Consider the following 9702-nt stretch of genomic DNA (forward strand, 5'->3'; position numbering starts at 1 on the left):
TCTGCCTCCCCGCTATTATCTGACCTTCATGCAAAAATCGCAGCGGTCATTGCCGCGTCCAAGCGTCATGCTTCTCTCCCAGATCAGCTTCGGATGCAGCCCGGTATAGCTGATGTCATCACTGTCGCAAAAGCAGCGGCACAGCTCCGGGCAGCCGTATTCTGTGCAGGTGTCGTGATAGGGACACTTCATCATATCCACACGCCAGACGCCGTTACCGGTCTGCAGTTCTTTTGGGGCAAAGCCCGCCGCCGGGCCGAAAATGCTCCGGGTGGATTTGACAAAAATGCCGGTAACAAGGCGGTAAAGCCCCGGTATGTGTAGCAGGGTGGCAAGCTGTTTGTGGCTCGTTCTCGCCAAGCGCTCCACATAGCCGTGAACGGTTTGCAGTGCTTCTCCTTTCGGCATGACCCGCTGCAAGGTCTCGTAGGCCGAAATGCCCGGCAAGATCTGCCGCTTGAGGTGGTATTGCTTTTCCTTGCTTGCATCTGCATTTTCAGCCAGCAGCGCACTCAGGCGCATATCGAAAGCGGTGTTCAGTTCCTTTGCCTGCGCGGGAAAGCGCAGTGCCACAGTCTCCCGGAAATCACGGGAAAGATAGGTTTCCTTCATCGTCCTGCCTCCGTTCCAGCTTTCACGAAGCCCTTCTTTTTATACCCGCAGTCGCAGTATGGGCCGCCGGAGGCGAGAGTGTACTGCCGCACAAAATCAGTCGCGCCGCCCGACTCGCTCATGGTGTAGTCCAGACGGCACAGCGCGGGAGTGAGGTCATATAGCCCCAGCTTTTTCATCAGCACACAGATGCCGCATTTGGTGAAGCGTCCCTCGTAGCCGCTGCCGTCAGGGTATTCGTAAAACTCCATGTTCCACGAATAGGGGTTGCGGTCGGCGGCTTTCAGGGCGGCAGTGGCTTTCATAGCGGCAATATCCTTTGCGGTGAACTTGCTTTTTCCGCTTTTGCGGCAGAACCACTGCATGGGCTTTGTCATCATGGATCTTGCATAGTAATCCGTCATCCTGTCCACCTCCGGACGTTGCGGCATGGAGAGGATGAACGCGCCGAGCATTGCGCAGTTGACGATGTTCATCTTGAAGCGGTCCGCTTTTTCAAACTCCGGCAGCCCGCGAACGATCTGCCGGTATTGCGGCTTTGCCTTTTTCGTGATGGCTCTTGCGGTGGCTGCATCATAGCCCAGCACAGAAGTCAGCTGCTTTTGAAAGGAACCGGCAAACAGCATCCACATCCCAAAGGGCATACCCATGTATTTCATTGCACAGTCTCCTTACATTCTCCGCATTTTGTCTTCTCCCGAAGCAAAACCAGCCCCAATACCAAAACCAGCAGGTGTCCGGCGGATTCCGTGCCGTGATCGATCTGATCCAGCGGCCACGGCAGAAGCGTGAAGAGATTTCCCACAATCCCCGTAAAAACGATGGGGTTGCAGAAGGATGCCAATATCCGCTGTGCTGTGTTTTTCAGCGGGAGCATCCTTTTCCAGATCATAACGAGCATCACGACGGAAAGAAGTACATCACACAGGATATATGCTGCCAGCAGCGGCGCGGCGTTGCAGTAAAACACCTTGTTGGCAATTTCAGCTGCCGCCTGCATATCGCCGTATTTCTCAAAGGTAAACTTGAAGATCAGCGCCACATTCATGAACATAGCATGAACATAGCCCCAGCAGACCGTGCCGGTGAGATAGGCGATTTGAAACAGCTTGACCCATTTCTGCTGCTTCGGTTGGGTGAGGCGTTGCTTCAAAAGCTTCCACATCTGGTGAAAACCGATGTAATAGAGTGCCGTTCCGAGAACACCGCAAATGATGCTGACCACCATGCGCCATGTTGCCATATCAAGATAGGCGACCTTGACCATCAGCCCAATGGATTCTGTGCTTTGGCTTTTCCCGGTCGCCGCAAACAAAAAGTCACCGATCACATATAAAAGGCACCCAATCATACCTGCGATGAGTGCTCGTTTTTCTTTGCTCATTTTCATTGCTTGCCTCCGAATTCGATTTTCACGATCTGCATTTTCATCCCGTTGTCCCCGACCCTTGCGAAGAAGCGGAAAAAGCTGCTGACAGAAGGGTCTTTCCGATCACTGTACTGTCATCATTGCCGCCAGCACCATCGCTATGACTGCCATGCCCACCGTGCCGAACAGCCACTTTTTCGCCTTATCCTTGGCGGTAATATAAGGCTTTAAGTCCTCTGTTCCGGGAATCGTCCATGCGTTCGTGTGCCCCACCCAGTAGCCATCGATCAAAAAGCGGTCCATAAGATTCATAACGGACAAGATGACCAGCAGCTGCCAGAAGCCCGCCGCAAAGCTGCGTGCACCGTTTATCCCATAGACACAGACCAGCACATAGGCGATGTAGCCGGGAACGCATACCGCTTTGAAAATCAAAGCATTTTGCTTTATTTTTTCGCGTGTTGTAAGTCCCAGCTTCACGCACCGCCGCTGCACCGCCGGGCTGTAAAGATGCACCATCCCAACAGCCCCTTTGCGGATGCCCACGGCACAGACAAGAAATAGCAAAGCCCCCAACCCAAGACCTTCCAAAATCACCTGTAAAAGCATTACTTGTTCCTCCTGTATCCGTTTTCGTCCCGGTATTCGGGATGTTCCTTTAAGTATAGATCCTGATCGCCGCAGATGGTGTAATCACACTTACAGCCATCCCTCTACGATGTATGGTTCAAAACGCCGTGACGATCAAGGCTGACAGTGCAGCGACTGCGGCAAACAACGGGATACCGCGCCAAAACGATTCGATATGCTTTTTCGGATTTTGATAGTATTTCTTCTCCGGCAGGAAAGAAAAGCGGGTACGTTTTGTGTTGCGCCACCAGAGAAGATCGATCACCAAAAGATCGAACAACCCAAGCCCCTCGCTGAACGCAAGAAAGTACCAAAATGCCGACAGATAACCGTCCAAGTTCAGCACGCCTCTCAGCGCAAGTCCTAAAGCGGAAAACACGACTGTGAAAAGCAAAAGATTGCTGAGCCAAACGGCAGCGGTGGATTTCCTCTTCGGAACAGCCTTTCCAAGCTGATGGTCGCTTCGCACACGGTTTTGAACTTCTTCGGGATAAGAACGCAGCCCCATGAGATTTTTCTTGTCCGTGCCTGTTCCAAGAAAACATACGCCCCAATACAGAAAATAAAAAGCAATTGCAACGATGATTTTCATCAGCCTATATCTCCGTTGAATCCAAAAAGCTGCGGATAGAGCATTCTGATTTTTCCTTTCTTTCAGCTTCTTTTGTTTTGAGCTGCCGATGTGTGTGTCAGGAACTCCATGATTCTCCGATAAAAATCCTGCGGATACATCATCACAAGCTCCGCGTGATCCATCTTCGGAATTTCATGCAGTTGCGCCCGTGGAAAATATTGCTTTATAAAGCAGATATTGCTGTGTCGCGCCTGCTTTTCCTCTTCGCCGTACCAATATGTGATTTGGCAGCCCATTTCAGCCGGCTTCGTCGGCAGAGTATAATTGTTCGCCGACCAGAAAATGTTGCGGACGGTGCGGTTTGAATAGGTTTTCAGATACGCCGCCAGCGCATCATACTCCTTCACTGGATCGCGCCCCGGCATCGTCCAGCGCTCTGGCGGATAGACCGTCTCAAGGACCTTGCGGCTCTTCGCTATGAGCCTGAAACCAAGATTGTCACGCAGGCAGGCGAGACGGCGCAAAATCAGCGGCATCCGATACGGCGTAATGCCTGCATCAATAACGGCGCGCTCGACCGGGATTTTTCCCAAGGCGAGAAAGCGTGTCAGACACGCACCGCCCAGAGAACAGCCATATGCCGCGTTCAAGTGGGTAATGCCGCGCGCTTGCAGCCAATCTGTTACCTCGTCTACTGTCGTCTCCACAGAGATAAAGTCTTCTCCCGTTTCGCCGTGACCGTCATAGACGATCTGAATCACATGGTAATCCTGCGAAAGCAGGCCAACCGAGTCGGCGAACGCCCACTCCGGCTCCGCCGTGCACGGCAGAAACAGCAGCGTCTTTTCATGTTCTTTTCCATATTCCAAAGTTCTCATACCATCCGCCCCTTGGTTTTTGCAGCATTATTTTTTCGGATTACGCTCCGTCATCGCGCCAAAGAATGCCGGTGCGCCGCCTGCACTTCCTTATCTTCCCACGCCCTTCAAGTACCCGCTTTTTGAGTTTTCCTCAGTATCATCGGATTCATCATAGGCATCGTAAAGCGCATTGGGGTCGTGGGCTCTTTTCTTGAAAGGCGAGCACAGCTCATTTTTGTGCGCAAAGGCAAACTCCATGTTGTCCGTCCAACCTGTGTGACCGGTAATGAACAGCGGATGCAGCCCACGTTTTCTCAGCTTTTTCTCCAGCAAAGTCAAAGACTTCACCGCCAGCTTGTTATCCTCTGCCAGCGAAGAAATAAAACTGTATCCGCCGTCCGCACCGAACCAGAGGGTATCGCCGGTAAAGAGATATTTCCCGTCCACAAGGTATACCATGTGCCCCCATGTATGACCGGGAACGAGAAAACACTCGATCCTGATGCCGTCAATATCAAAGACCTCACCATCGTGCAGCAGCACTTTTTCATTGTTGATCGTCACCTGCGGCAGCTTATAGAGATGATAAATGACCTTGCGGCGTGCTTCTCCGGTCAAATATCGGTTCTCGATCTCGCCAATGTACAGCTTCGCATTCTGGAACAGCCCCGGACTGTCTGCTTCCACCGCACCTACATGGTCGGTGTCCTGATGGGTGATGAGGATGTGCCGGATGGAATGCGGGTCGATTCCCAGCCAGTTCATCTTCTCTGCCAGCCGGTCATAGTTGTATCCGGCATCGATCATAATGGTGGTATCGCCCTTGCGGTAGAAGAAGATATTTGCCACCCACTCCCGCACACAGGCGACATTTTCATCGATCCAGCCGGTGTTCAAAGGCTTGAAGATTTCCTTGCCCCGGTACATCCGGCTCATTGCTTTTCTCTGAAATTCCGTTGCTTTTTTCGACATGATCACACCTCATTTCTGTGCTGTGACGCACAGCCAGCCCTTTTTATTTTTGTGGTTCTGGATCTTACAAAATCCTGCTTGCTCCAGATACGTTTTACCGTTCACAATGCAATGCTTTTTACCAGATGCGCCCACTGCTCCGGGTGACAGGCCAGCAGTTCCTCGTGCTGCAAGTTCTGCTCATGGAGAACAGGATGTGCAAAATGCTGCTGATACCGGGCACGATATTTTGCGCCCATTTTCAGGGCGTAAAAAATATGGATCTCGGTACCGGGTACATGGATCTTATCCGGCAGCGGAGTGATAAGATCGGAATAGAACTGATTTTTACAGCTCTGCATGGTCACATAAGGGCGGGCCTCACCGAACATTTTCAGAAAGGCTCTGACATAATCCCTCGACTCTCTGGCACGCTTATCCAGACGCTTTTGGAGAAATTTTGCCTTAAACTTTCCGTCCCGCACCACAGGGTAGATCAATGGCAGCAGAAAATCCGTCTGCAAGCTTGCCGTCAGCGGCGATGCCTGATCCAGATCGGAGCTGCCCAGAATGCCGTAGTCCATGTGGATGTTCTGCCGCGCCGCCAGCAGCCCCACGAAGGAACCGCCCAGAGAGCAGCCGTAGGCCGCCCGGATGTGACCGCCGCAGTGGGTCTTGAGGTAGGCCTCGATTTTTTCGGTCTCCTCCAGCATGGTGGGAAATTCAGTCTGTTCAGTCTCATCAAAACCATCGTAGCTGACGCACAGCACCCGGAAGCTGTCAGCCAGAAGCGGGATCACCGCACCGAAATTGCTTTTCCAATGGCAACAGGTGCCCGGCAGCAGCAACAGCACCGGGGCATCCTCTGCACCAAATGTGTAGATTTTCATCGTGATACGTTCCTTCTCTATTTATTGTCCACCTGTAAATAGAAGAGATATATTTCTTCGTATAGGGCAGAGTTTTGAGTTAGGTAAAGCTAACTTTCAGTCTTATAAAAAGCCGCTTCTCAGCGGTCCTTCTGCCAAAATAATACGCCCTGCCGTCTCCTCTGTCAAGGAGTTTAGTCATTTTCGGAGATTCCGAAAGAGATTTCGCTTTCGGGAACCCCCAACCGTCACCCCAGTGCCACATCCAGCACCATCATCACGCTGAAGCCCACCGCAAAAAACACCGTTCCAACGTTGGAGTGCTGCCCCTGGAGACGTTTATAGGTAAAGGACGAACCTGTCATTTCATGTAATTTTTTCTTGCACAAGACGATATGGTCTTTTTATATCACACGTCGTATGATAGAAGAAAGGACGTCTTTCACTATGAAAAAATTCTTCTCGCTTTTGGCCTCCATTGTTTTCTGTACAGCAGTTTTACTAGGGACACCCATTGCTATTCATTCACCGACTGAACTCGAACCTTCCTCATCTGATTTGGCCGATTCATCTGAAAGCAGTTCTAGTAGTGAACCAGAACACCCCACTACACCAGCAGATGCCGCTACACCACAGGACGATATTACTTAACATTTAGAAAATAATGTCCAGATATTTTTGGGCCTCATTACGAATAATCTGCAAGTCATCCTCGTATCTCATAACTTTGCAAATGTAAAAGGCCTCACGATATCGCTCTGCACTCTCTTCTTTTTTGCCAAGGAAGAAATCACACTCAGCTTCGATTTCCAGGCAAGAGTGAAGTACTTGATAATGTCCATATTTAATGCAAGCTTCTTTTCCATTTCTTGCAACTCTTGCGCTTTCTTCATATCTTTCCAACAAGTCCAGAGATCTGGCAAAATTGTAGAGAACCAAAGGAAGCATCCTGTTTGATGTGACCATTTCTTGGAGATGGCGTCTCATATACTGAAGCAACCGATAAAAAATATCGGCTGCTTTTTCATTATCACCAGCCAAGGAATAAGCATTTCCAATTTGATTGACTAGCTTCATTTCGTCCAACGTGTAAAGATAGTCTTCAATTTTACTCAGTCGAAAATTTGGTATAGTCATTTGAATAGCTTGCATAAGCATTTGGATTCGCTCGTCACTTGAATACCTTTTATCCAGCCCACCAAGAAGAACCTTTGATCGGAGAATAAATTGCTGTGTAATTTGATCATCTGGCTTTACAATTTTTTCAAGCTGACTGATTTTATCAAAGCCTTCATTAACGTGTTTCAGCGCATTGCATGCCACGATTTCCTTTTTCAATGCCTCAATTTCCAGCTCCTCTGGTGTTACAAGTGCATAATACCGATCATCTGGCAAGCCAAGGCGTTGTAGAATAGCATTGATTCTTGTACGACTGGGGGTCTGCCTTCCATTTTCAAATCTGGAGAGAGTAACAGGCTCGCAAATGCCTGCACAGACTTGCTCCTGCGTCAAATTCAACTCCTGCCGTCGCTGGCGGATATAATCACCAAGCCTATAGTTCTGCATTCTTCAGTACCTCAAAGAATCAATATTATATATTATTATAGTATGCCTTATGTCATCACGCAAGCACTTCTCTCGTTGACTTGTCGTCTTATGAAATTATTTATTACACCAGACGATATGGTCAACCGGTTTTTACTGTGATAAGATGTAGACACCGCAAAACTCACGGCTTAACATAAAAGAAGCAAACCGTTGAGTAGAGCCGAACACCTATTGTCGTCTGAACCAGAAGAAGTTTTGCATCCCTGAGAAATACTTTCTTGACAAATATATCAAGAAGCTCTACATGGAAGCAACTACAAAGTCAGGGAGAGGAGACTTCAAATGAAACAATATCTTGAAAAACGTGGAATCTACATTACTTGGTCTCAGCTGGTTATGCGAATCATTTTTGACTTGGTGGGCTTTTTGCTTGCCTTGTTGCCTGCTGGCCTAACTCTGTATCTTACAGATGTCTGGATTACCTCAGGCACTCATATGCCAACCTCGTGGATTTTGGGAATCATTGTTTGTGTTTTTTTAATTCATTTTTACCAGTTTTATTTCGTCAACTATAATTCTCAGATGAATGCAGATCGCATGGCGGGTAATTACCGCCAACATCTGGCGCAAAAGATTTTGAGTAGCAATATCCCTGCCTATGAAAGCCAGAACAAAGCCCGTATTCAAAATATGGCTAACGATGTCAGTGCGATATATACTGTAAGTAGCTATTTGGTCACAGTACCTGCAAACTTAGTTAAAGTAATGATCATCATTGGACTTCTGCTTTTCTATGCCAGCCCATCTGTTGCACTGACGGCAATCATTTTGATTCCGCTCTACATGGTTCCCAGTTTTCTTAACAAAAGCGAACTGGAAAGACTGGTAGCCAAGGAGAGGGAAGCTGGAGATTTATGGTTTCAGGAATTTGATGTAATTCTCAACGGCAAGGTTAGCATTACTCTAAACAAGGTCGAAAATTATATGCAGAACCGCTATAATGAGGCGCTGAAGTCATATCTTGATGCTCGCAATCGTCAACACTTTCTTCTGCTGATCGTGCAAGAATTCCCTCTTTTTGTCACCACATTGGCACCTCTGCTTATTTTAATCATTGGAGGAAACCAAGTGGTGTTGCAAAACATGACCATCGGTCAGTTGTTATTCTCTATTCAGATAATTGCCTACCTGTTCAATCCTCTGTCAGAAATTTCTCAACTTCATGCCCAGATTATCAGCCAGAAGCCATCCTTTGATCGTGTGGCAGACTTTCTTGCCATGCCAGATCAGCAAAAGAATACAGAAACTGTAGCCCCTCCAAAAATCGAGGTTCATAATATCGACCTGATGCGATCGGAGAGTGAGGCGCTTTTCCATGTGAACGACTTTACTGTCCACGGGAAAGGTTTGGTGCTAATCCATGGAGAGAATGGCTGCGGCAAGTCATCTCTGTTCAATATAATTTCTGGTGTGTTTGCCCCGGACGCAAAGCATCTCCGTTTCAACGAAAACGGAAGATTTAACTGCGACCAATCAAAACCAAGTTATCTTTTCTATCCTAACTTCATTTTTCCAGGTACAGTCCGAGAAAACATTGTTTGTGGACGAAAGATTTCCAATACACAGTATCAAGAACTTGAAACTGTTCTTCAGCTGCCTCCCGCTGACAAGCAGGTGACTATCAAGCCTGAGAATCTTTCTTTGGGCGAAAAGCAAAAGATTTATCTAGCACGTACCCTTTTGGGTAACTCTTCTTGCATCTTGCTGGATGAACCCGGAAGCAACCTTGACGAAAAAACTGAACATAGCCTGATCAATCACTTGTTAAAGCTCAAGGAAAAAAAGTTAATTCTCGTTATCAGTCACAATGCCTACTATGATGCCGTAGCAGATAGAACTTACGAGATTCGTAAAGGAATAATGCATCAGGTACAATCACATTAAGCTGTCTACGGATCGTCAAAGGAGCGTGCGTTTGAACAAAAAGAAAAAGTCCACAAACACTTCCCCTTATCCCGATGAAGTCATTGACCGTCTGGCACGGGCATTCTACCCAGCCATCCTTGCCTGCTGGAACAGCGAGGAAGGCCAGCGGGAGTTTGCTACATGGCAGGCGGAACAGGCTCATCACGCCACTAGTAAAGAAAAACAGAGCGTTCCCGACTGCTGGGTATCCGTAAAACAGTTTTCGAAAAATGACACGGCAACTGCCTGTCAGGATTGGTTACGGAGTACCCGGCTAGGCCGAGGAAGCATCAAGTCCCATGTCCGCACCGTCAAGGTGTTGGG

Annotated in this window: 11 protein-coding genes and 1 pseudogene; 3 read left to right on the plus strand and 9 right to left on the minus strand. The window is 48.4% G+C overall.

The features are described 5' to 3' along the window. Window positions 1-15: 15 nt before the first annotated feature. The 8 genes from P0G09_RS10165 to P0G09_RS10200 form a co-directional block, all read right to left on the minus strand. Complete coding sequence (locus tag P0G09_RS10165; protein WP_275252592.1) at window positions 16-612, minus strand: L-2-amino-thiazoline-4-carboxylic acid hydrolase; 597 nt, start codon at window positions 610-612, stop codon at window positions 16-18. After that, window positions 609-1271 carry an L-2-amino-thiazoline-4-carboxylic acid hydrolase gene (locus P0G09_RS10170; RefSeq protein WP_275252593.1) on the minus strand — a complete coding sequence of 221 codons (663 nt, stop codon included), beginning with the start codon at window positions 1269-1271 and terminating at the stop codon, window positions 609-611. The genes P0G09_RS10165 and P0G09_RS10170 overlap by 4 nt, the downstream gene beginning before the upstream one ends. Then, complete coding sequence (locus P0G09_RS10175) at window positions 1268-2002, minus strand: DUF6796 family protein (protein WP_275252594.1); 735 nt, start codon at window positions 2000-2002, stop codon at window positions 1268-1270. Before P0G09_RS10175 ends, P0G09_RS10170 begins: the two co-directional genes overlap by 4 nt. Before the next feature lie 102 nt (window positions 2003-2104). Then, window positions 2105-2590 carry a hypothetical protein gene (locus P0G09_RS10180; RefSeq protein ID WP_212791843.1) on the minus strand — a complete coding sequence of 162 codons (486 nt, stop codon included), beginning with the start codon at window positions 2588-2590 and terminating at the stop codon, window positions 2105-2107. Between the two features lie 118 nt (window positions 2591-2708). Next, the gene (locus tag P0G09_RS10185; RefSeq protein WP_055186922.1) at window positions 2709-3203 is read right to left on the minus strand and encodes a hypothetical protein; all 495 of its coding nucleotides are present in this window, start codon (window positions 3201-3203) and stop codon (window positions 2709-2711) included. Window positions 3204-3265: 62 nt separating this feature from the next. Beyond that, window positions 3266-4063, minus strand: coding sequence for an alpha/beta hydrolase (locus P0G09_RS10190; RefSeq protein ID WP_275252595.1), 798 nt, complete (start codon window positions 4061-4063; stop codon window positions 3266-3268). A gap of 90 nt (window positions 4064-4153) precedes the next feature. After that, entirely contained in the window at window positions 4154-5017 is an 864-nt protein-coding gene (locus tag P0G09_RS10195; protein ID WP_275252596.1) for an MBL fold metallo-hydrolase, read from the minus strand. Between the two features lie 101 nt (window positions 5018-5118). Next, complete coding sequence (locus tag P0G09_RS10200) at window positions 5119-5886, minus strand: alpha/beta hydrolase (protein WP_275252597.1); 768 nt, start codon at window positions 5884-5886, stop codon at window positions 5119-5121. A 426-nt stretch (window positions 5887-6312) separates the two neighbouring features. Here P0G09_RS10200 and P0G09_RS10205 point away from each other — a divergent pair, with 426 nt between their 5' ends. After that, window positions 6313-6516, plus strand: a complete 204-nt coding sequence (locus P0G09_RS10205) for a hypothetical protein (RefSeq protein ID WP_275252598.1) — start codon at window positions 6313-6315, stop codon at window positions 6514-6516. Window positions 6517-6519: 3 nt separating this feature from the next. On the opposite strand, the gene P0G09_RS10210 is transcribed toward P0G09_RS10205, so the two are convergent. Continuing rightward, window positions 6520-7431, minus strand: coding sequence for a helix-turn-helix transcriptional regulator (locus P0G09_RS10210; RefSeq protein WP_156069652.1), 912 nt, complete (start codon window positions 7429-7431; stop codon window positions 6520-6522). 324 nt (window positions 7432-7755) lie between these two features. On the opposite strand from P0G09_RS10210, the gene P0G09_RS10215 reads away from it, so the two are divergent. Next, the gene (locus P0G09_RS10215) at window positions 7756-9357 is read left to right on the plus strand and encodes an ATP-binding cassette domain-containing protein (protein ID WP_275252599.1); all 1602 of its coding nucleotides are present in this window, start codon (window positions 7756-7758) and stop codon (window positions 9355-9357) included. A 25-nt stretch (window positions 9358-9382) separates the two neighbouring features. Continuing rightward, window positions 9383-9702, plus strand: a pseudogene (locus P0G09_RS10220) (hypothetical protein); the annotation flags it as partial.

The sequence above is a fragment of the Faecalibacterium sp. DFI.5.82 genome (assembly GCF_029076575.1).
Taxonomy (GTDB): Bacteria; Bacillota; Clostridia; order Oscillospirales; family Ruminococcaceae; genus Faecalibacterium; species Faecalibacterium duncaniae.

What these genes read in the sequence shown, in the direction of transcription:
- P0G09_RS10165 (WP_275252592.1), bottom strand. Translation starts at nt 612, where the DNA reads ATGAAGGAAACCTATCTTTCCCGTGATTTCCGGGAGACTGTGGCACTG.
- P0G09_RS10170 (WP_275252593.1), bottom strand. Translation starts at nt 1,271, where the DNA reads ATGAAATACATGGGTATGCCCTTTGGGATGTGGATGCTGTTTGCCGGT.
- P0G09_RS10175 (WP_275252594.1), bottom strand. Translation starts at nt 2,002, where the DNA reads ATGAAAATGAGCAAAGAAAAACGAGCACTCATCGCAGGTATGATTGGG.
- P0G09_RS10180 (WP_212791843.1), bottom strand. Translation starts at nt 2,590, where the DNA reads ATGCTTTTACAGGTGATTTTGGAAGGTCTTGGGTTGGGGGCTTTGCTA.
- P0G09_RS10185 (WP_055186922.1), bottom strand. Translation starts at nt 3,203, where the DNA reads ATGAAAATCATCGTTGCAATTGCTTTTTATTTTCTGTATTGGGGCGTA.
- P0G09_RS10190 (WP_275252595.1), bottom strand. Translation starts at nt 4,063, where the DNA reads ATGAGAACTTTGGAATATGGAAAAGAACATGAAAAGACGCTGCTGTTT.
- P0G09_RS10195 (WP_275252596.1), bottom strand. Translation starts at nt 5,017, where the DNA reads ATGTCGAAAAAAGCAACGGAATTTCAGAGAAAAGCAATGAGCCGGATG.
- P0G09_RS10200 (WP_275252597.1), bottom strand. Translation starts at nt 5,886, where the DNA reads ATGAAAATCTACACATTTGGTGCAGAGGATGCCCCGGTGCTGTTGCTG.
- P0G09_RS10205 (WP_275252598.1), top strand. Translation starts at nt 6,313, where the DNA reads ATGAAAAAATTCTTCTCGCTTTTGGCCTCCATTGTTTTCTGTACAGCA.
- P0G09_RS10210 (WP_156069652.1), bottom strand. Translation starts at nt 7,431, where the DNA reads ATGCAGAACTATAGGCTTGGTGATTATATCCGCCAGCGACGGCAGGAG.
- P0G09_RS10215 (WP_275252599.1), top strand. Translation starts at nt 7,756, where the DNA reads ATGAAACAATATCTTGAAAAACGTGGAATCTACATTACTTGGTCTCAG.